Source organism: Achromobacter sp. PD1 (genome assembly GCF_048541815.1).
Classification (GTDB): Bacteria; Pseudomonadota; Gammaproteobacteria; order Burkholderiales; family Burkholderiaceae_B; genus Achromobacter; species Achromobacter bronchisepticus_A.
Map to the genome: position 1 here is coordinate 5150343 of NZ_CP183349.1, position 20883 is coordinate 5171225.

Here is a 20883-nt window from a genome sequence, read left to right on the forward strand (position 1 = left end):
GTCGAATCCGACGGTGGTCACGATTTCTGGGCTTGGGCCGGGAGTTCCGCAACCAGGCGCAACGAAATCGAAAGCTCATCGAGCTGAAAATGAGGCCGCAAAAACGCCACGGCCCGGAACACGCCGGGACGTCCCGGCACCTCGGCAACCTGCACCGATGCTTCCCGCAAGGGGAACTGCGCCTTCTGCTCCTGGCTCGCGTTGTCGTCCAGCAGCACGTACTGCGAGACCCAGCGGTTCAGGAAGCTCTCGACAGATTGCGCGGAGGCAAAGCTGCCGATCTTGTCTCGCATCATGGCTTTCAGGTAGTGCGCCACGCGCGATACCGAAAAGATGTACTGCAGCTGCGCCGACAGCACCGCGTTGGCGTTGGCGCTGTCGGTGTTGTACTTCTTGGCCTTTTGCACCGATTGCGCGCCGAAGAACGCGGCGTAGTCCGAGTTCTTGCAATGCACCAGCGGGATCAGGCCGAGGTCGCTCAGTTCCTTTTCGCGCCGGTCGGTGATGGCGATTTCCGTCGGGCACTTCAGGGCGATTTCGCCGTCGTCGGTCTTGAAGGTGTGGGTCGGCAGGTTTTCGACCAGGCCGCCGCCTTCCACGCCGCGGATCGCCGCGCACCAGCCGAAGTCGGCAAAGGCCGCGGTCAGGCGCGCGCCAAAGGCCCAGGCGGCGTTGCACCACAGGTACTTGGCATGGTCGGTGCCGTCCACTTCCTCGACGAAGTTGAAGCCTTCCACCGAGGTGCCTTCCTTCGGGTCGTAGGGCAGGCGGCCCAGGAAGCGCGGCATGGTCAGGCCCACGTAACGCGAATCTTCCGAATCGCGGAAGCTGCGCCACTTGGTGTATTCCACGGTGTCGAACACCTTGGCCAGGTCGCGCGGACGGCCCAGGTCGGCAAAGCTGTCCAGGCCCAGCAATTCGGGCGAGGCCGACGCGATGAAAGGCGCGTGCGAGGCCGCGGCCACGTGCGACATCTGCTCGATGAAGTACATGTCCTCGGGTTGGCGCGTGATCTCGAAGTTGCCCAGCAGCGCGCCGAACGGCGAACCGCCAAACGTGCCGAACTCTTCTTCGTAGACCTTCTTGAACATCAGGCTCTGGTCGAAGTCGATGGCGGTCTGGAAGTCGCGCACCAGATCGCGCTTGGTGACATTGAGCACCTTGATCTTCAGCATCGGGCCGGTGTTGCTCTCCTGGCACAGGTAATGCAGGCCGCGCCAGGTGCTTTCCAGCTTCTGGAACTCGGCGCCATGCATCACTTCGCTCAGCTGGGCCGAGATCAGGCGGTCCAGCTCGGCCACGCGGGCGTCTAGCATCGCGGACAGGTTGTCCGAGACCACGACGGTGCCCTTCATGACTTCGCGGGCCAGCTCGCCGATGAGGTCCTTGGCGCGGTCGTGTTCCGCCGTGGACTTGGCCACGCGGCTCTGTTCGACGATCTGATCCAGCAGGCCCGAGTCGGCCTCGGCGGCGGGCGCGGATACGTTCTGCGCGGCGGCGGAATTACTCATTGCTGCCTCCCTTGCCGTTCTTGCCGGCTTCGCTGGTCAGTTGCTGCAGTTTTTCCGTGCTGCTGAGCACTTCGCCCAACAGGTCTTCCAGCTTGTCGTTGCCCGCCAGCTTGTTGCGCAGGTCGGCCAGCTTGGTGCGGATGTCCAGGAGTTCCTTGAGCGGCTCGATCTGCTGCACCACGGCTTCGGGACGGAAATCCTCGACCGAGCGGAACTTGAGATCCACGCCGAAGGTGCCGCCTTCGTCGGTCAGGCGGTTCTTCACGCGGTAGGCTGCGCGCGGCTCCAGGCCGCGCATCACGTCGTCGAAGTTGTCGACGTCGATGTTGACGAACTTGCGGTCCTTCAAGCGCGGCAGCTCGGCTTCGGACTGCGCGCTGAAGTCGCCGACCACGCCCACGACAAACGGCAGTTCCTTCTGCTCGATCGCGTCGCCCTTCTCGACGTCATAGGTCAGCTGCACGCGCGGCGGACGTACTTTCTGGAGTCTTTTCTGAACGCTTTCTTTCTTAGCCATGGGGGCTCCAAGCGAAGTGCATTGTGAAGAGGCCGTGGGCCCGATCAGGGTTTGAGGAGGTTGCCGAACGGATCCGGCGCGCGGCCGGCCGGCGCGGCGCCGGAAGCCGCGGGGGCCGTGGCCGGCGTGGCGGCAGGAGCCGTCGCAGCGTTCGCCGCGGGGTTTGCAGCGGGCGTTGCGGGCGTCGCAGCCTGCGTCGCTGCCGTGTTGGCGGCGGGCTTGGCCTGCTGCGCGGCCGCGCCCTGCGCGTCGTTGCGCCGCGGCTGGCGCGGGCGCGGCGGCTTGTAGCCCTCGGGGAACAGCACGTCCTGGCCCAGGGTTTCACGCATGGCGGCGGCCAGCGCCACCGCATCGGTACGGGCGTTGCCGGCGAGCAGCGCATTGGCGCGCAGGTCGGCCAGCGACTGCATGGCCACGCGCAGGCCGCCCACCGCGCGCACGGTCTTGGCGGTGAAGTCTTCGGGGTCGCGGTTCAGCGCTTCGTCGGCCGCCACGATGGCCTCGCCATACTTCTGCTCGTCGAAGCGGATCTTCGCGATGTAAGACCACGGTTCACCGCGCGCGGGATTGAGCAAAGCGATTTCCTGGAACTCGGCGACCGCCTGGTCGTTGCCCTTGGCAGCCAAGGTCTGCGTGGCGTGCGTCATCGACTGCTTGTATTCGGCGTCGGTCTGCGGCTTGGGGGACGTGGCGCAGCCCGCGAGGAAGGCCATCATTGCGCCGATGAGGAGAACCCGGGATATGTGCATATTTTTGGTATGTAGGAGGGTGTAACCAAGGCCGCGTATTTCAACAACCTTTTGTTAGCGCAGCACTACAGTGCATTACTTCATGTAACTCCACGCCAAACTTCGCTCATCGTGCCGTGATCTGTATGTTGTCGCAGGCTTCCGGTATAAAGAGCCATGTCAAAACATCTCTATTTTTCTCGGTGCATGGCAGCGGCGGCCATCATCGCGGCAAGCCCCGTAATCAGCGGTTGCGCAGCGGTTTCAGCGATTGGAGCGGTGGCTGGAATGACTGGCGGCGTGATGGATATGACGGGCCTGAAGAAGGACCCGAATGCGCCTGTGGATGTGAAACTGGCGATACACGCAGGAGAAAATTTGAATGCGAGTAGCGGCCAGCCCATGGCTGTGGTTACGAAAATATACTATTTGAAGAATGCCGAGGCATTTCAGCGCGCACCGCTCACGCAATTGGTTGATACTGACGCCGAAAAGGCGGCGTTGGGTGACAGCATCATCGCTGCACGCGAAGTCACACTGACGCCGGGACAGCGCTACGAGCACCTGGAAAAAGTGCCGAAAACCGCTGCCTACATCGCTGTCGCGGGCTTGTTCTACGCGCCCGCGCCGCAGCGCTGGAAATACGTTTTCGAAGTAAAGACCGCCGAGGACAGCGGCATCGTCATGGGCGCCCATGCCTGCGCGATGACCGTGGTCACCGGACAAATAGTGTTGCCGCCGGGCGTACCCGGCTTCGACCCGGCCCGCCTCGGCTCGGTGCAATGCCCGAACTGAACGCGAGCCAACTGCGTCTAGCCGACCGCGTCTCGCCGACCACGTCTCGCCGCAGTCATGCACGCCCTATCCATATAAGAAGCAAGAGCCAGCAAACGTGAGCCATTCAGCGAAGATACTGTGGGGAGAGGGGCTGTTTCTGCGGCCCCAGCATTTCCAACGCCAAGACGCCTACCACGAGGCCCGCCTCGCGGAAATGAGCCGCGCGCTGCATCCCTACGCATGGGGCCTGCGCGCGGCGCGCTTCGACGCCGCGGCGCTTGCCAACGGCATGCTGCGCGCCACCGAGCTATCCGCGATCTTCCCCGACGGCGAGATCTACAGCGCCCCCCATAACGACGACCTGCCGCCCGCGGTCGCGCTGGACGGACTGGACGGCGCCAGCACGGCGGTGTTCTACCTGGCGCTGCATCCGATGAAGGACATCGGCGGCAACTATCGCGATACGCGCCAGGAACAGGGTTTCGATGCGCGCTATGCGCACCAGGACAGCCCCGCGCCCGATCTCTATACCAACGCCAGCACGGCCGAGCTTGCCTTCCTGCGCAAGAACGTGCGCCTGCTGTCGGAGCACGAGCCGCGCGACGCGCTGCTGACCATTCCTGTAGCGCGCGTGCGCCGCACCGCCAGCGCCGGCTACGAACTGGACACCAGTTTCGTTGCCCCCAGCGTCACGGTGCAGGCGTGCAGCGCGCTGTTCGAGCAGCTGCGCCGGCTGCTGGACGCCCTGCAGGCCAAGGTCAACGCGCTCTATGGATTCCATCGCGAACCGAACAAGAACATCATCGAGTTCCGTTCGGGCGACGTGGCCTCGTTCTGGCTGCTGCACACCTGCAACGAAGCCTATTCGGCGCTCTCGCACCTGTTCCACAACCCGCAGCTGCATCCCGAGCGCCTGTTCCAGGAAATGCTGCGGCTGGCCGGCGCGCTCATGACGTTCTCCAAGGTGCATACGCTGGCGGACCTGCCGGCCTATCAGCACGACGCGCCGGGCGCGGCCTTCGCGCAGTTGGACGAGATCCTGCGCGACCTGCTCGACACCGTCATCTCCACCCGCTACTTCTCCATCGTGCTGGAAGAGCTGCGCCCCTCGTTCCACGTCGGCCGGCTGGATTCCGGCAAGCTCGACGAAACCACCGCGCTCTACCTGTCGGTGTCCGCCGCCACGCCAGCCAGCGAACTGGCCGAGACCGTGCCGCTGCGCTTCAAGGTCGGCGCGCCCGACGACGTGGAAAAGCTGGTGCTCTCTGCCATGCCTGGCGTGCAGCTCGTCTACACGCCGCAGGTTCCGCCCGCCGTGCCCGTCAAGCCGGGCGCCTGCTACTTCACCCTGCAGACCCGCGGCTCGCTGTACGACCGCATGCTGCAGGCGCGCAGCATCGCCATCTATGCCCCCTCGGGCATACCCGACCTGAAACTGGACCTCATCGCCGTCACCCGCTAGAGCCTGCCCATGACCGCCGCCGCGCCCACCCTGATGCCCGGAGCCTCGCTCCCTCCCCGAGCCGCCGATTTCTATGGCTCGCGCCCCGCGAAGTCCCTGCTGGACCTGCTGTACGACGGCTTCCTGATGCTGTTCCTGCTGAAAAGCGGCCAAGAGCCCGTCGACGCCGCCTCGTTCTCGGCGCGCGTGCAGCAGTTCCTGGCGGACTTCGAGCGCAGCGCGAAGAAGATGGACATCCCGGCCGAGGACGTCTACGCCACCAAATACGCGTTCTGCGCCGCGGTGGACGAGACCGTGCTGAACTCCGGCTTTTCCATCCGCGATGCCTGGATGCTGCAGCCGCTGCAACTGACCCTGTTCGGCGAGCAGCTCGCCGGCGAGAACTTCTTTGCGCGCCTGGAAGACCTGCGCGCGCAGGGCGCGCCGCGCCTGCAATCGCTGGAAGTGTTCTATATGTGCCTGCTGCTGGGTTTCCAGGGCAAGTACATGATCGAGGGCCAGGAAAAGCTGGGCTATCTCACGGCGCGGCTGGGCGATGAAATCACGCTGCTGCGCGGCAAGCGCGCGGGCTTCGCGCCGCACTGGCCCCTGCCCGACAAGATCGCCCACACGCTCAAGCGCGACGTGCCGCTGTGGAGCATCGGCGCGTTGTTCGCGCTGCTGGGGCTGCTGGCCTATCTGGGCATGAGCCACTTCCTTAACCGCGACATGCAGACCGCCATGGCTCCGTACCATGACATCGTCAAGATCGGCCCGCGCGCCGCGCACCTGACCATCTCGCTACCCTGACGGCCTCAGGCCGCCCCTCAGCACCATGACCGACCGTTCCCAAGCGCCCGCCGGGTTCAGCAGCCTGGATGTAGCCGCCCTCTCCCAGAACGCCCGCATGCTGCAGGTGCGCACGCCCCTGGATGCGGCGCTCGCGGTAGAGCGCATGAATCTGCGCGAAGGCGTCTCCGAACTGTTTGCCCTGACGCTGGACTGCCTGGCGTCCTCCGCCGAACTGGATGTGCAAGCCCTGCTGGGCCGCGAGATCAGCGTCAGCCTGCTGCTGGCCGACGGCAACAGGCGCCAATGGCATGCGGTGGTGGAAGGCGTGGACGCGCTGGGCGCGGACGGCGGCCTGGCGCGCTACCGGCTGCACGCCGCGCCCTGGCTGGCGGCCCTGGGCCTGCGCCGCGACAGCTTTCTGTTCCAGGACAAGTCGGTCACCGACATCCTGAGCGATATCTTCGCCGACTATCCGCAGGCGGCCTACTCGTTCGACATCGCCGAACCGCCCGCTCCGCGCGCGCTGCGCACGCAGTACCGCGAAACCGACCTGGCCTTCGTGCTACGCCTGCTGGCCGAAGCCGGCTTGAGCTTCCGCTTCGACCACCAGCAGGGCGAACAACAAGACGAGGCCTCGGGCGGCGCGCGGCACCGGCTGGTCGTGTTCGACACGCGCGCGGCGCGGCCGGCCTGCCCCGATGCCGCGCTGCGCTTTCACCGCAGCGACGCCACCGAAACCGAGGACAGCATCACGCGCTTCGGCGCGTCCCGCGCGGTACGGCCCAACGCCGTGACGCGCCTGGCCTGGGACGATCGCAAGCTGCTCGCACACGCGGCGCATGCGCAGTCCGACGTCGCAGCCGGCGCGGTGCCCCGCCTTGAAGACTACGACTACGACGGCCACGGCCGCCATGCCGACGGCGACAGCGCGGAACTGGCGGCTGCGCGCAGCCTGCAGACGCACGAAGCCCGCATGGTGCGCTTTGACGGCGGCGGCACGGCCCGCCAGATGATGCCCGGCCATGACTTCACGCTGACGCAGCACAGCCGCTACGCCGCGGGCCCTGGCCAGGCCGTCGACGAGATGGGCGGCAACCGCTACACGCTGCTGCACGTCGAACACGAAGCCGCCAACAACCTGGGCAGCCAGGCTGCCCAGGCGTTGGGCGATTCCGATCTGGAACACGGCTCATACCGCAATACCTTCGGCGCCCTGCCCGCGGCCGCGCCGCTTGCGCCCGGCTGGCGCGCCAAGCCCACTGCGCCCGAAGGCCTGGCGGCCATGGTGGTGGCCGCGCAGGACGCGCCCATTTCCTCGGGCCGCGATCTACGCATCAAGGTGCAATTCCCCTGGCAGCGCGGTGCGCGTCCGCTGCCGGGCGGCCTGGCGCACCGCAGCCATGGCGACGACACCGGCAATGCCCCGGGCGACGACAGTTCCGGCACCTGGCTGCGCGTCGCAGGCGCGCAGGCCGGCCCCAACTGGGGCGCGCACCATCTGCCGCGCAAAGGCACCGAGGTCCTGGTCGAGTTCCTGGACGGCGACATCGACCAGCCCGTGGCCTCGGCCCAGCTGTACAACGACGCCGACCTGCCGCCCTGGTCCGCCGGCGAGGACGCCGACGCCAATCATCCCGGCAGGCTCAGCGGCTGGCACAGCAAGGGCCTGGACGGCGAAGGCCACAGCCAATGGCTGTTCGACGACACGCCCCGGCAGATGCGCACGCGCCTGTCGAGCTCCATCGGCGCCACGCAGCTGGGTCTGGGCTATCTGGTCGAACAGGGCGCGGATGAATCCAATCGCGGCGCATGGCGCGGCACCGGCTTCGAACTGCGTTCGGACGCCTGGACCGTGGTGCGCTCCGGGCAAGGCATGCTGCTGTCCGCCAACGCACGCAAGGATGCACGCTCTACCCAGGCCGACTCGCAGGAAGCGCTGGCGCTGCTGCGCGGCGCGCAGAATGCGGCGCAGCGCCTGGATACCGCCGGCACGCAGCGCCAGGCGCGCGCGCTCGCGGCCACCAGCCAGTACGATGCGCTGACCCGCGCCATCGACCCCAGGGGTGACGGCCGCTATCCGGGCAGCGTAGGCGGCCAGCAGGCGATCAAGGCCAGCGGCGGCGAGCGCACCGGCACGGACGCAGTGGAGCGCATCGACGGCGCCCGCATGCTGATCGACGCGCCGTCCTCACTGAACTTCGCCACGCCCGCCTCGGCCATCCTGCACGCCAGCGAAAACCTGCACGTCACGGCGCAAGCCGACGGCCACGTGGCCGCGCGCCAGACCTTTGCCACGGCCTCCGGCCGCTCCACCAGCCTGTTCGTGCAGGACGGCGGCATCCGCGCCGTCTCGGCCGAATCGCCGGTGTCGATCCACGCGCATACCGACATGCTGGAGATGCTGGCCGGCCAGGACATCACCGTCACCTCCACCACCGACAGCATCGAGATCCTGGCAAACCAGAGCATCACCCTGCAGGCCGCTGGCGCCAGCATCGTCATGAATGGCGGCGACATCGTGTTCAAGGGGCCGGGGATGTTCTCGGTCAAGGGCGCATCCCACAACCTGATCGGGCCTGCCAGCGACGCGGCCGCGCTGCCGGCGCTGCCGTCCTCGCAAGTGGGCGATCCCATGCTGGTCACTGCCGAACTGGTGCACCGGCCCAAGGCCAAGCTGCACGCGCAAGCCGGCTCCGGCCAGGCGCTGAATGCGGCCGGCGCGACGGGCGCCGTGGCCGCGGCTCCCGCGACTGCAACCCCCACGGCAGCCGCGGCCGCTGGATCGCAAGGCTCCCTGCTGGGCAGCGCGGGCGCGGCGCTTGCCAGCGGCGCGACTGCCGTATCCAAGAGTCTGTCCGCGGCGGCCGATGGCGCGTCCGGCATGCTGGACCAGGCCAAGAGCACGGCCGGCGAAGCGCTCAAGCCCGTCCAGGAATTGGGCGCGATGGCCGGCAAGACCATGCAGGCAGCGGGCAAGGCGGGCTCGGAGCTGATGTCGGGCGCCATGACCAAGGCCGGCGGCATGGCGAAGACGGCCATGCAGAATGTCGCTCCGTCGCTGACTGGCGGCGCCACGCCTTCACTGGCGACCGGCGCCACGCAATCCTTGGCCAGCATGGCAACACCGTCGCTGATGGATGGCGGCCTCTCCACCATGAACATGGCACAGGGCGCTGGCGACGCGCTGGCCGGCGCGGTATCCATGCCCCAGGCGCTGACTGACGCGGCGGGCGCCGTGTCCAAGGCCAGCGGCATGGCTACGCAAGCGTCAGACGTGGCCTCGCAGGCATCCAGCCTGACCGCCGACGGTAGCGGCGGCGTGGGGTCCGCCATCGGCCCGGTCATGACCCAGGCGATGGGCGCCATGGGCGGCCGCCCCGCCGCGCTGAGCTCGGCGGTGAACTCGCTGCTGACCATGCCGGACGTCAACCAGGGCAATCTGCCCGCGGTGGCAGGCGCGATACTCAGCACGCCGGGCCTGACCAACTCCGCGATTCCTTCCGTGGTCGGCGCCATCCTGCAATCGCCCACGATATCCAACGTCACGCTGCCCAAGGTGGCGGAGGCGATCATGAACATACCCGCGGTGGCCAACTCGCCCTATCCCGCGATGGCCAAGCGGGTCATGGAAATGGCCGGCGTCAGTCTGCCAGGCCCTGTGGCGAGGCCCGCGGGCATGCCCGGCGGCCAGGACGCGGGCGGCTCCGCGGCGGCCGGGACGCCAGATGCCGGCGCGCCCACGCCGTCCGCCTACCGGGCCAGAAGCGGCGCCAAGCTCCAGTACGTCAACCTGAAGGAAGAGGACGAGGTCTGGAACGATGGCCAGGCGCTGGACAGCCTGGACCGCCAGACCAACAAGCCCAGGATCCGCGTGCGCTTCAACAAGGCCGGCCAGCATCGCTTCAGCGTCAAGGTCAGCCCGCGTCCGGGCAATGCGGTGTACTCCGCGCGCGAGCAAAGCCGCCAACCGCTGTACCGTGAGCCCAACCAGCGCTCCTACAGCTACGTGACCGACGCCGACGGCACCAAGGTGGTCGACAACATCACCCTGCCGGCCGCGGGCCTGAACACCTATATGTTCGAGGTGGTGAACGACAAGAACCAGATCATCTCCACGGAGCAAGTCGAGACCGCAAGGCGGCTGTATCTCCAGGAGATCATGCTGCCCGGCCCCGAGACGCTGGCGCGCCGCCACGGCTTCCAGCCGACCGCGACGGAATACGCGCGGCATGGCGTGGACGTGGTGCAATTGCCGCCGGTCAGCACGCGCGGCGACGCCAACATGGACGTGTTCACGGACGACGGCTATGAACGCCTGCGCCGGCTGGCTGCGTCCGTCTACCCCGGGTCGCAGGGCCCGGACCACGAGCCCTATACGCTCGTCGTCTGCCACATCGACCGGCTGGCCACGATGCTGCCCGTCCAGCCCATTTACGTGCAAGCCTCGGCCGGCCCCGGCGCGGCCGACAAGCAGGTGCAGTTCGTCAACGCCGACGGCACCCTCAGCTTCCTGTGGTATCACATCGAGCCTGGCGTGGACTGGTACGTCGAATGCCTGTTCGAGTACACCGACCCTGCGGCCGGCATCAGGCAGGTCCCCATCCCCAAGGATCGCATGACCCCGATGCCTTACGACCCAGCGAATCCCAAGGCCTGCGACAGCCTGAACATCCGCATGGCGGGCCTGGTGCCCGTGCCGACCTCGGGCAAGATCATCCTGAAGGTCCGGCTGCTGGAAAGCTCCGCAGGCGGCGTGGCGTTCCCTGGCACCAACCTGCTTGGCGTGGCGGCGATGAGCCCCTGGGAGCCCAACACGCTGGATTATCTGCAGCAGACGCTGGTGCACGAGATCGGCCACCTGATCGGCATGACGCCCAGCGGACCCGAGTGGGTACGGGCCCATCCGGACGAAGCCGACATGGACTCGTCCAAACTCGACAAGGGTCCGTATTTCTATTCCCAGTTCGGCAACCACTGCCACTTCGGCCTGCCCGCCAGCCAGGCCGATCCCAGCCACGTGGGTTCCTGCGTCATGTTCGGCGGCGACTGCGTCAGCATCCGCTTCTGCGCCAGCTGCGCCCAGGCCGTACGCAAGACGGACATGTCCAATGGCTGGCCCTCGTTCTGACGCGCGGCGCCGCCTGGCGCCGGCGCTGGCCCTGCTGCTCGCGGCCGCGATGGCCATGGCCGCGTCTGGCGCCGCCAGCGCCGCGCACCCTACCCCTCATACCCAGAAGACCACGATGAACACCGACTGGATCGATCCGCCTTCGTTCGCCACCGCACCCATCGGCACGGTGCGCGACCACGCCTGCATTCCGCCCAACCATGGCAGCGACGACCAGCTCAACATCGCCGCGCCGGCGCGCGTGCGCCCGCAGGCTTCCGGCGCGCTGGTCATTCCGGTCTGCGCGCAAGGCATCATCCCCGTATCGCAGAACCAGAAGCTGCCGCGCTTCGTCGCCGTCAATACGCAGACCAAGGCGGTCTATGAAGGCGTGGCCTACGAATACAAGCCGCGCAAGCGCCCCGGCATGGAAGTGGACGAGATCCCCGGCTCGCGTCCGCCCAAGGGCATTCCCATCAGCCCGGGCATCAGCGTCGGCACGCAGTTCAGCACCGACCTTGCAGCGCAGGTGCAGCTGCCCAAGGATCCGGCGGTCTACGAGGTGTATATCGAATCGAACGGCGTGCGCTCGAATACGGTGAAGATCGAAGTGCAGGCGGCCAAGTAAGCGCCCTGCTTGCAGCGGCCGCCTCAGCCGCCAGGCCGGCGCTTCCAGATCGAGCCGCCCCATATCCAGCCCGCAAGGGCCAGCGCCAGCATCGCGATCATGAATTCAACCCGGCGCTCCTGCGGCACTGGATTAAGGTGGGACAAGGTCAGGAAGGGTTCCACGGACAGCAGTTCGGTAGCCGCAAGCGAACTGAAAAACATCGCCAGGACCAGCCCCGTAAAGCGCGGTCGCACGCCGCGCGTCTCCTTGTCGCCCGTGATGAACCACAGCAGACGGATCAGCTGTACCGCCGTCGCGGCGAACGGCAGGCAGATGGCCAATGTCAGGGCGCCCAACGCAAGAAGACCGTAGATCGACATCATGCGTCCACCCTGGCGGCCGCTAAGAGGCGCGGGCCCCGATCATGCGCAGCACCCGGTCCCGGATCGACCGCCCATAGGCCCAGCACCAGACGGCCAGCGCCAGCATCGCAACGGTGAAGTAAGCCCTGGCCTCGATCGGCACCGGATTCATCGCCGAGATCGTCAGAAAAGGTTCATAGCCCACGAAATCGCTGGCGGCCAGGGTGCTGAAGATCAGCGCCAGCACCGGCCCCGTGAAATGCGGCCGCTCGCCGCGCGTGGTCTTGTCGGCCCAGAAGGACCAATGGATGAAACGGCTCAGCTGGATCGTCACCGCAAACAGCGGGATGACGACGGCGAGCATCAGGACGATAAGGGCGACGAGGACTTGAGGCGGAAGCATCGGGGGATTTTAGCGGCACATCAGGCATTGCCCTTTACCCCCTTGCACAACCGGTACCGGACCCACAGGCCGATCACGGACAAAATCAGCGCCGGTCCCAGATAGTAGGGAAAAAAGAACAGAAAATACCCATACCAACGGTCATAGTTCCGGGCGACGTAATAGACGAGCAGGGCACCCACGGCCGCAAACGCCCAGACGGCTACCATGGCCACGGCAAACCACTTGCGCGATGCTGCGGATCCCAGGGCTCCGAAACGGTTTGGGCGCACGTGGGCTGCGATCCCGAGAAGATAGAGTAGGGGCAGCACAAAACCCAAGGCTTTTGTGGCGTAGAGGATCATGTCGGTGGACCACATGACGAATTCACGCAAAACCGTCTCCTACGGATCGAACTTTCCGATGACCCGCTTCATCAAGGTTTATCTCTATCCGGACTTCTGACATGATCATCGATTCGACACCCAATCGTTCCCAGGGAGTTCAGGATCTACGTTGCCAGACGCAAGTCCAAGTGGCGTCGTGGCATAACGCGCCGCGACTTTTCCGTCCGGATAGAAACGCAACTCCAGAACCACCTGTCCAGAGGGGCGCCTAGGTTGCGGCAACGTCACCTGAAACGGATACACACCCTCAGGCGTGACATCCGGACCCGACGCATAGCGCCACAGCACATTCAAAGGCGCATCTGGCGACTCCGGCTTATATCCAAATGTCTGGGCTTCGGTACCCGCGGCGGCATTCGCGTCGACGATCATACGAAGACCCGGTGTTGCGGAATAAGCCACGTCATAGCGAGTAAAGTTGTACGGATAGACCGTCACAGCGCCTTCAAACGCGCCCCGCTGAACATTCGCCGTGTAACGCCGCTCCACACAGGCGTAAGCCGCCGCTGCCACGGCTATCACCGCCGCGACGCCCAGTGCGACCCATCGGCCGAGTTTCGAACGCCCCGTCTTCACTACGCCCCGATCAGAGATTCCCCGCATTCCTCTATCTCTCGTTGATCAATGAGGTTGCTTTGGCCGCCTTCTTAGGCGTTTCCGTAAACGTGGGCTGTCGCGTATCGTTGCCGTCATCGATGTAGCGGGAGCGGAAAAGCTGCGCATTGTTGGGCAGGCGTTGAATCGCCCAACCATCATCAGGCGGTTCCACCCGATCACACACACAGCCTGCAAAAATCCGCATGGCCTATTTCCTTCCTGCTGTCGCGACTCGTCATTGGCCTGTCACCCAATCATTCCCCGGAAGAGCGGGATCCACATTACTGAATTCCGATACCAGCGGGCGCGTGACATAGCGCGCGGCGGCCTTGCCATCAGGATAGATACGCAATTCCAGCACCACCGCGCCCGGTGGCCGCCGAGGCTGCGGCAACGTCACAACAAAGGGGTAATCTCCCTCTGCTGTTTCCTGAGGACCGGAGTCATAGCGCCACGATATCTGCATCGGAGCATCAGGCGTGGCCGGCTTGTAGCCGAATGACTGCAGATTGTTTCCCGTGGCGGAATTCGCTCGTGCGAACCAGCGAAGGCCGGGCATCAACGAATACGCCACGTCGTACTGCGTAAAGTTGTACGAGTAAACGGCCACCGATCCTTCCAACGCACTTCGTTGAATATCTTTTAGCTGGCTTCGCTCTATGTAGACATAAGCCCCTGCGGCCACGGCTATCGCGGCCGCGACGCCCGGTGCGACCCACCGCCCGAGTTTCGAGCGCCTCGCCTTCATGCCGCTTCGTTCAGACATTCCTGATGCCCCACTTGCTTCAGAAAAACCCGCATTAGCGCCAATGACTAGAACGGCAATCCCAATAGCAACGGATTCGGTGTCGCCATGTTGGAAAAGGTTGCGTCGGCCGCCTTCTTCAATTTTTCCGTAAACGTGGGCTGCCGCGTATCGTTGCCGTCATCGATGTAGCGGGAGCGGAACAGCCGCGCATTGTTGGGCAGGCGTTGAATCGCCCAACCATCATCAGGCGGATCCACTGGATCATGCATATAGCCCGAGAAAATACGCATAATCGCCGGCCCCACAGGCAGACGCTCGTTGTCCGGCAATGACGACACCTCCATGCAGGCACGTTGATAGTCGTCGGGAGGCGAGATGCGGGATCCCCCGTAGAACGTCACCTTGCCGGGGTGCTTGTGCATGATCTCCAGGCGCGCAAAGTCGATCGCGGCCTGCATCGCCGTGATGTACAAATACCCCGGAGCAGCGCCGGTTCGCGCGTCATTGAGCAACACCCGCAGCCAGGCCACGTAAACCATGCGGTGAAGGTAGAGTTGCCGCGCAAGCGTCTTGTCGCCTTCCATGCCATCGATCGCGTCCTGGGCATGCCGTAGCCCCAGCAGCTGTTGGGAAGGCCGCGCCAGCTGTTGCTGATAGCTGCGCAGATCATTACGTACCCTGGAGGTCGCGGCAATATCGAAATCAGCGCCGAAAGCCCTTGCATTCGTCTTGGTTTTTTCCAGTCCTTCGAAGGGCACGCCCGAAAGCCGGGCTATCCGCCACATTTCCTGTAGCGTTACGCGGCCGATACCGGGATCGCGCTGCTGAAATCCGGGCGGGTAGCACCCCGACAAGTCGGCGCCCAAACCTGGATATATACGTTCTTGGCGGGCGGGAGGCGACATAGGCGTGTCCATCAATGGCAGCAACGTCGCACCGCCCAGCGTATGTACACGCCATCTCAGCTCGTGTGCAGAGATAAAATGCGCCGCCTTCGCGAGCGCTCGCGGCAGCTCCTGGTCGTCGGCGGCAGTGTTGCGCAAGAAGCCGAATGGAGTTTTTGAAGCCAGGAAGCCGACGACAGAATTGTCGCGATACCCTACTGCATCGTAGAACCCGGCAAAGACCATCTTGAGCGGGACCTTGCGCTTATCCGCCAGCGTCCATTCCAGCTTGTCGCTATTGGCATCGCCATCGCATTCCTTGCACAGCTCATTGAGAAAAGCCCGAGCCAGCGCCGCCCCCCAATCGCAGCCAAAAACCGAGACCTGGATTTCCTCAAGCCTTATCTGAGACGAATCGATGATCGCCTTGAACCGCGTCACACCTTCGGAAATACGAGGCTGCACTCCCGAATTTATTGCCTCGAACATGAATCTCGAATCGCGTACCGGATCAAGTTGATCCAGGATCGCTCGTGTAATGTTCCCGGCCGCATCCTTGACTATCTTGACTCCAGTCCTGCCCGGATTTCGCACGGCCTCCCCGACATCCCGCCGCACCTTTCCCGGCAGCCCTTTCAACGTGTCGCCGATCGCGTCTCCCACGCGCTTGCCCTTCAGGATCTCCATGCCGACATCCTTGGCGGCATCTGTGGGAACCCCCTTTGCCGGATCCAGGGTCACGCTTTTCAGCATATCGCCGGAAATCGATCCAGCCTGGTCTTTCGCGAACTCATAGGCATTCACATTCATTTCCGTGCCGAGCCCAGAAATGTATACCCGCTGACGCAAAAGTGCTCCGAGAGCCCCCTGACCAAAGCCCCTGAACAATCGGCCTACGTTGGACGGAAGCGGAGAAGGCTCTTCGATACTCAGGCCGACCCCATCAAAAAACACGGCAATATGCATCTTGCCATGGCATCTGACTCCGTTGAGGGGCTCACATTGGAGGGCTCGCGCAGCCTCTCGCTCCTCATCCAACGATATTTCCTTCCAGCTGTCGTGACCTGTCATTGGTTTGTCACCCAGTCATTCCCAGGAAGAGCGGGATCCACATTGCTGAACTCCGATACCAGCGGGCGCGTCACATAGCGCGCGGCAGCCTTGCCATCTGGATAGATGCGCAATTCCAGCACCACGGCGCCCGCTGGTCGCCGAGGCTGCGGAAGCGTCACGATAAAGGGGTAATCTCCCTCTGCTGTTTTCTGAGGACCAGAGTCATAGCGCCACGATATCTGCATCGGAGCATCGGGCGCGGCAGGCTTGTAGCCGAATAACTGCATATGGTCCCCCCTGGCGGAATTCGCTTCTGCAAACCAGCCACGGCCGGGCATCAACGAATACGCCACGTCGTACTGCGTAAAGTTGTACGGGTAGACGGCAACCGATCCTTCCAACGCGCTTCGTTGAACATTTTGCGCCTGGCTTCGCTCTACGTAGACATAGGCCCCAGCCGCCACGGCGATCACCGCCAGCACGCCCAGCGCGACCCACCGTCCCAGTTTCGAACGCCCCGCCTTTCCTTGACCCCGCTCAGACATCCCCGACATCCCTCTATCCCTAGTTGATCATTGACTGACCCAGTCGCCGCTATTCCACACCGATTCCGGCGCATCCATGGGCTCTGGCATTTCTGTTTCCGTCGCAAAGCGGGCCTGTACCCGGTCCGGCGCGGTAAAGCGCAGCAACAACACCGCGGCATTTCCCGGACGTGGCACCTTCAATTCGGCGCTGTGCGGATACTGCTTCTCGCCGCCGTTGATGGCCCCCCACACGACCTGCACAGGTTTGCGGCGGCTGTCCGGGCCATAAAAGCAGGCGCCCGAAAGAGGCCCGCCAGGAGCTCCCGACGCTCTCGCGACCCGATCTCCCGGGAACGCGCCGGACGAGTCCTCCAGGCGATAGCCGATATCGACCTCCGTGTCGTTGCGGGCTTCGCAGATCAGCAATGGCGGCAAGAGTGCGACGTAGGCCCAGCGATAGAATGGCGGACCTGCGATGGCGCCAATGGCAACCAGGGCCAGTATCAGCACCGTCCAGGGCCACAGACGTTTGGACTTCATGCAACTCTCCTATGTGCAAACTCTGTTGGCAGCGGCTCAATGGCATAGCCTGCCGGAGCTTCAAACTCCGTCGCGCCATTCTGCATCGCCAACTCCGCCCTGACGGCGGCGCGCTCCTCGGAGGCAAGGCGCTCCAACGCACTATCCAGTGCTTCTCCATTCCGTAAACGCGCCTGGACCACCGAGCTGCGGTGCGCCATCGGATGCAGATCCAGCGCATCCAGCGCGTAGCAGAACTGGCGCTCGAAGGTCGTCAGCCCATGCGCCGCCGCCACCCGCGAAAGATGGCAAGCCAAGGCGTACGGCGTGGGGCGCGTCCAGGGGGCCAACATGGCCGGCACCCGCTGCATCAGCGCGTCGAGCAGAGGGCCGGGTTCGCACAAGCGCATCAGGGCTTCCGTCTGCGGCTGCGTCAGGATCCAGGGTGGAGCGCCTGGCTTCTCTACTGGCCCGTCCGACGTCGGCGTCAGGGAGCAGACCCGATTCCACGGGTCAACCCAGGACCAGCTTTCGCCCGGGTCCAACATGCCGCGCAGCACGTCTACTCCCATCAGCGTCAGCATGGGCTCCGCATGGCGGGGATCGTAGTAGCGCAGCAGGAAGTCCAGGCCATCGTCGGTCCGCGCATCCAGCCAAACCGCCAGATGCCGGGCCATCTCTTCCAGAGGCCGTTCGGTCCATATCCACGATACGGCATGATGCGCCTGTCCAACCCGCCACAGCCACTCCGCCTGCGGGAGATCGGGCTGCGCCAGCATCGGGCCGATCGACGCCGCCACGGCCTCGTGCCGCCGCGCGTAGAGCGAGGCATCGCCAGGCTCCCTGAAATGCCGCAACAATTCGGCGGGCGCGGGATCCCGGCAGCCATCCAGCATGCCGGGCTCGACCAGGGCAAAAAGATGGAGGTCCGATACCTGGACGCGAGCGCTGGCCTGGACCCTGGCGTGCAGGCCGTCGAGATCGGAATGCAGGACCAGCGGACGAACCTGATTGCTCATGTGCGAAACACCGCTGGCAATGCCTGCTTCATGGCGTTCTTCAGGCATTCGACGCAAACCTGCCCCGGCATGGAGGGAAACTGATAGGGCATCTGGTCCGGTCCGGCAAACTGCTTGTTCCCCGTCTTCACATCGATCCGCCCAGGCGCGGTGACCGTGATGTTGCCGCCTTCCAGCACGATGCTGGCGCCGGCCGCGGTGGCGATGCGGATGCGTTTGGGCGCGGCATACTCCACATTGGTTTGCGCGCTGCCGATGGTGATGTCCTTCTGCGCCTGCACGCGCAGGATGTCGTGCTGGGCCTGGACGTGCACGTCGCCGGTGGCGGAGATCAGGTCCAGGCCGGAGTCCGCGCCGCCCTGCTGCAAGCCGGCGACGATGCCCAGACCCTGCCCGGTGTGCACGCGCAGCGCGCCCATCACGGCCAGGTTCTGGTCCTTGCCGGCCGACCAGTGCACGGTCTCGCCGGCGGTGTATTGCATGTGTTGCCCGGCGACCTGCGCCAGCCCCGCGCGCGCGGCCATGAACACGACCGGATCGGTCAGGTGCGGCACCTTGCCCTCGGCCGCCTGGGTGTGCTTGGCCGAAGCATCGCCGCGCGCGCCGTCCAGGCTTTCGCCTGCTACGGTGCCGGACACGGCGCGATGCATGGCGGCCAAGGGCGCCTTGCCGTCGTCCAGCACGCTCGCCTCTGCTCCCTTGGAGCCCAGCGCGCTCGCCAGGCGCAAGCCCTGGTGCGCGCCGACCACGCCATCCAGCGAACGCGCCATCTGGTCGGCCTGGCTGGCCAGCGCCTGCAAGCCCGCGGCCTCGCCTGCGGGGCCGGCGCTGGCGCCGGTGCCGGCGTAGGTGCTGAGCAGCACGCCCGCGCCGCCGCGCACGGCGCCGTAGGCGTCGGTGCGCAGCTCGGCGCCCAGGCCGCGCAGTCCGCCGCGGTAGTTGCCGGCCTGATGGATCAGGTGACCCAGGTTCAGTTCGCTGGCGTCCTGGCTGCTCTTGATCTGCAAGCGCAGTTGTCCGTCGCTGTCGTCGAACACGATCTGGTTGTAGCCCGAGCCGCCGAACTCCTTGCTCTTGAAGCCGCTCAGCGCGGCGGCGTTGCGGTGATTCTCGTCGCCGCCCGCGGCGCCATGCCAGGCGGGCGCGTTGCCTGCCGCCAGGTTGGCCTGGGCGCTGGGCGCGGCATCGCGCGCGGCGGCGTAGACCTGGGTGTCGGCTTTGCCGCCGTCACGTCCGCCCGGCGTGGCGGGCGTACCGCCCTCGCCGCGGCCGTTGTACAGCGCGCCCACGACGATGGGCTGGTCCACGTCGTCGTCCAGGAAGCGCACCAGCACCTCCTGGCCAATGCGCGGCACGAAGCTCATGCCCATGCCTGCGCCCGATTGGCGCTGCGCTACGCGGGCCCAGCGGCTCTTGGCCACGCCCTCGGCATCGTCTGCCTGCCAATGGAACCGGATGCGCACGTCGCCGCGCTTGTTGCGCAGGATCTCGTCCTCGCCCTGCGCCTGCACCGCGCCGTCCGCGCCCGTGACGATGGCCGTGTGCACGCCATGGACCGAAGGCGCGCCGCTCAGGCGTGCACCGCGAGTCTGCGGCAGCGCCGGCCGCCATGGACGGTCGCAACGCACTGCCTGAAAGCGGTTGGCGTAGCCGACCTCGCGCGCTTTCGCCAACACCGCGGCGCCGGGCCGCGACGGATCGGTATTCGGACGCGCCGCGCCTGGCGCATCGGGGGCCTCGGCATCCAAGGCCAGATGCGCGTCCAGCCCGCCCAAGCGCTGCGACAGAGAGGCGCGGGTTTCAGGCGGCAGATTATTGATGCCTACATGCTCGACCCGGTCCAGCGCGAAGGCGGGCTCGAAGCCCTCTTCGCCTGCGGGTCCCAGTGGAGACATGTTCTGCAGTGTGAAGCGCGTGCCGGAACGGAAGGTGCGCACGCCGCCCTGGCCGACAAAGGTCTCCGCGCCGGCCTGCACCGCTTCCATCGCCAGCGTAGCCTGGCGCCGTGCCTCGGCCTCATCGGCAAAGCTGCCGTGGCCCGCCACTTCGTACCATTCCAGGCCGGTGTCGTCAGTGCCGTCGGACGGACGCGCCAGCGCCTCGGCCGCCACCGCGCGTTTGCCGCCGCCATGCCAGCCCAGGACGGTGACGCGGTCCGGACCGCGCCGCCACTGGCGCGACATGGCCTGCACGGTGTCACGCGACTCGGTCGCGCCGGCGCGGTGAAAGCGCACGCCGCCGCCTGCGGACTCGGCGTCTTCGGCCAGGCCGCGGCTGTCGGCGAAGATCAGCGCAACGTGCCGCGCAGGGACCTCCGGGTCTTCGACCACTGTCCAGCCCAGGCCCGCTTCGGCCAGCAGGCGGCTGATGAAGTCATAGTCGGTCTCGCGGTATTGCGTGGTGTAGGGGCGCGGCGCCGCGCCAGCCTGCGCGTCGGCCGCGTCGGGAGCCACGCGATGCACATAGCCTTCGTAGCCGCCCAGCACATGGCCGACGATGTCCAGCACCGAACGCGCTTCGAATACACGGCTGTTGCGCTGCTGCGTGGCCAGCCACAGCCAGGGCGCGACCGTCAGGCGGTAGCGCGCCAGGCCCGCGTCGCCCGACAGCAGCTCGGCTTCGCGGACCAGGCCGCTGCGGCCCGCGCGGCTGCCGTCGGCGCGCGTGGTCCACAAGGTCACGGGGCGTCCGATCATGTCGCGCAGGTCCAGGCCGGCGCTGTCGGACAGCGCGACCACGCGCGTCTGCCCGATACCCGACAAGGCTTCGCGCGCGATCCATCCCTCGACCTGCAGCGAGGCGAGCGCGCCCTCGCCTTCCAGGCTGTAGAGGCGGGCGTCGGAACTGAACAGGCCGGGCGTAGCAGTCGGATCCATTGCGGAAAAAAACCTTCTCTGAAGAC

19 protein-coding genes are annotated in these 20883 nt (G+C 65.7%); 5 read left to right on the plus strand and 14 right to left on the minus strand.

What is annotated here, in order from left to right; all coding sequences use genetic code 11:
* Nucleotides 1-17: 17 nt before the first annotated feature.
* Genes tssC through ACM1PE_RS24215 form a run of 3 tightly spaced genes read right to left on the minus strand, consistent with a single transcriptional unit; the run spans nucleotide 18 to nucleotide 2744 of the window.
* Nucleotides 18-1511 (minus strand): type VI secretion system contractile sheath large subunit, encoded by a 1494-nt coding sequence (tssC, locus tag ACM1PE_RS24205; protein ID WP_059371264.1) that lies wholly within the window; start codon nucleotides 1509-1511, stop codon nucleotides 18-20.
* A complete protein-coding gene (tssB, locus tag ACM1PE_RS24210) occupies nucleotides 1504-2028 on the minus strand; it encodes a type VI secretion system contractile sheath small subunit (RefSeq protein WP_013396290.1) in 525 nt (174 codons plus the stop codon). Before tssB ends, tssC begins: the two co-directional genes overlap by 8 nt.
* Nucleotides 2029-2072: 44 nt before the next feature.
* Nucleotides 2073-2744 carry a hypothetical protein gene (locus ACM1PE_RS24215; protein WP_059371263.1) on the minus strand — a complete coding sequence of 224 codons (672 nt, stop codon included), beginning with the start codon at nucleotides 2742-2744 and terminating at the stop codon, nucleotides 2073-2075.
* Nucleotides 2745-2933: 189 nt separating this feature from the next.
* Here ACM1PE_RS24215 and tssJ point away from each other — a divergent pair, with 189 nt between their 5' ends.
* The 5 genes from tssJ to ACM1PE_RS24240 all read left to right on the plus strand — a co-directional run bounded on the left by tssJ (nucleotide 2934) and on the right by ACM1PE_RS24240 (nucleotide 11501).
* Nucleotides 2934-3551, plus strand: coding sequence for a type VI secretion system lipoprotein TssJ (gene tssJ / locus ACM1PE_RS24220; protein ID WP_223283521.1), 618 nt, complete (start codon nucleotides 2934-2936; stop codon nucleotides 3549-3551).
* Between the two features lie 97 nt (nucleotides 3552-3648).
* Nucleotides 3649-4995 carry a type VI secretion system baseplate subunit TssK gene (gene tssK / locus ACM1PE_RS24225; RefSeq protein ID WP_059371262.1) on the plus strand — a complete coding sequence of 449 codons (1347 nt, stop codon included), beginning with the start codon at nucleotides 3649-3651 and terminating at the stop codon, nucleotides 4993-4995.
* Nucleotides 4996-5028: 33 nt separating this feature from the next.
* Complete coding sequence (icmH, locus tag ACM1PE_RS24230) at nucleotides 5029-5784, plus strand: type IVB secretion system protein IcmH/DotU (protein ID WP_223283522.1); 756 nt, start codon at nucleotides 5029-5031, stop codon at nucleotides 5782-5784.
* Between the two features lie 25 nt (nucleotides 5785-5809).
* Nucleotides 5810-10894 (plus strand): type VI secretion system tip protein TssI/VgrG, encoded by a 5085-nt coding sequence (tssI, locus tag ACM1PE_RS24235; protein WP_419341190.1) that lies wholly within the window; start codon nucleotides 5810-5812, stop codon nucleotides 10892-10894.
* The gene (locus ACM1PE_RS24240; protein WP_419341191.1) at nucleotides 10875-11501 is read left to right on the plus strand and encodes a hypothetical protein; all 627 of its coding nucleotides are present in this window, start codon (nucleotides 10875-10877) and stop codon (nucleotides 11499-11501) included. Before tssI ends, ACM1PE_RS24240 begins: the two co-directional genes overlap by 20 nt.
* 23 nt (nucleotides 11502-11524) lie before the next feature.
* On the opposite strand, the gene ACM1PE_RS24245 is transcribed toward ACM1PE_RS24240, so the two are convergent.
* The 11 genes from ACM1PE_RS24245 to ACM1PE_RS24295 form a co-directional block, all read right to left on the minus strand.
* Nucleotides 11525-11866 (minus strand): hypothetical protein, encoded by a 342-nt coding sequence (locus ACM1PE_RS24245; protein ID WP_059371260.1) that lies wholly within the window; start codon nucleotides 11864-11866, stop codon nucleotides 11525-11527.
* A gap of 19 nt (nucleotides 11867-11885) precedes the next feature.
* Nucleotides 11886-12248, minus strand: coding sequence for a hypothetical protein (locus ACM1PE_RS24250; RefSeq protein WP_118935048.1), 363 nt, complete (start codon nucleotides 12246-12248; stop codon nucleotides 11886-11888).
* A 20-nt stretch (nucleotides 12249-12268) separates the two neighbouring features.
* Complete coding sequence (locus ACM1PE_RS24255; protein ID WP_419341193.1) at nucleotides 12269-12622, minus strand: hypothetical protein; 354 nt, start codon at nucleotides 12620-12622, stop codon at nucleotides 12269-12271.
* Between the two features lie 75 nt (nucleotides 12623-12697).
* Nucleotides 12698-13237 (minus strand): hypothetical protein, encoded by a 540-nt coding sequence (locus ACM1PE_RS24260; RefSeq protein ID WP_419341194.1) that lies wholly within the window; start codon nucleotides 13235-13237, stop codon nucleotides 12698-12700.
* A gap of 4 nt (nucleotides 13238-13241) precedes the next feature.
* Nucleotides 13242-13436, minus strand: a complete 195-nt coding sequence (locus ACM1PE_RS24265; RefSeq protein ID WP_124260420.1) for a hypothetical protein — start codon at nucleotides 13434-13436, stop codon at nucleotides 13242-13244.
* Nucleotides 13437-13466: 30 nt separating this feature from the next.
* Nucleotides 13467-13997, minus strand: a complete 531-nt coding sequence (locus tag ACM1PE_RS24270) for a hypothetical protein (protein ID WP_419341195.1) — start codon at nucleotides 13995-13997, stop codon at nucleotides 13467-13469.
* 47 nt (nucleotides 13998-14044) lie between these two features.
* Nucleotides 14045-15829, minus strand: coding sequence for a hypothetical protein (locus ACM1PE_RS24275; RefSeq protein WP_419341196.1), 1785 nt, complete (start codon nucleotides 15827-15829; stop codon nucleotides 14045-14047).
* Nucleotides 15830-15930: 101 nt separating this feature from the next.
* The gene (locus ACM1PE_RS24280) at nucleotides 15931-16470 is read right to left on the minus strand and encodes a hypothetical protein (RefSeq protein ID WP_059371255.1); all 540 of its coding nucleotides are present in this window, start codon (nucleotides 16468-16470) and stop codon (nucleotides 15931-15933) included.
* 18 nt (nucleotides 16471-16488) lie between these two features.
* Entirely contained in the window at nucleotides 16489-16983 is a 495-nt protein-coding gene (locus tag ACM1PE_RS24285) for a hypothetical protein (protein WP_059371254.1), read from the minus strand.
* On the minus strand, nucleotides 16980-18029 hold the full coding sequence (locus tag ACM1PE_RS24290) for a DUF4123 domain-containing protein (RefSeq protein WP_419341198.1): 1050 nt from the start codon (nucleotides 18027-18029) through the stop codon (nucleotides 16980-16982). The genes ACM1PE_RS24285 and ACM1PE_RS24290 overlap by 4 nt, the downstream gene beginning before the upstream one ends.
* On the minus strand, nucleotides 17978-20857 hold the full coding sequence (locus ACM1PE_RS24295; protein ID WP_419341199.1) for a type VI secretion system Vgr family protein: 2880 nt from the start codon (nucleotides 20855-20857) through the stop codon (nucleotides 17978-17980). The genes ACM1PE_RS24290 and ACM1PE_RS24295 overlap by 52 nt, the downstream gene beginning before the upstream one ends.
* Nucleotides 20858-20883: the final 26 nt, after the last annotated feature.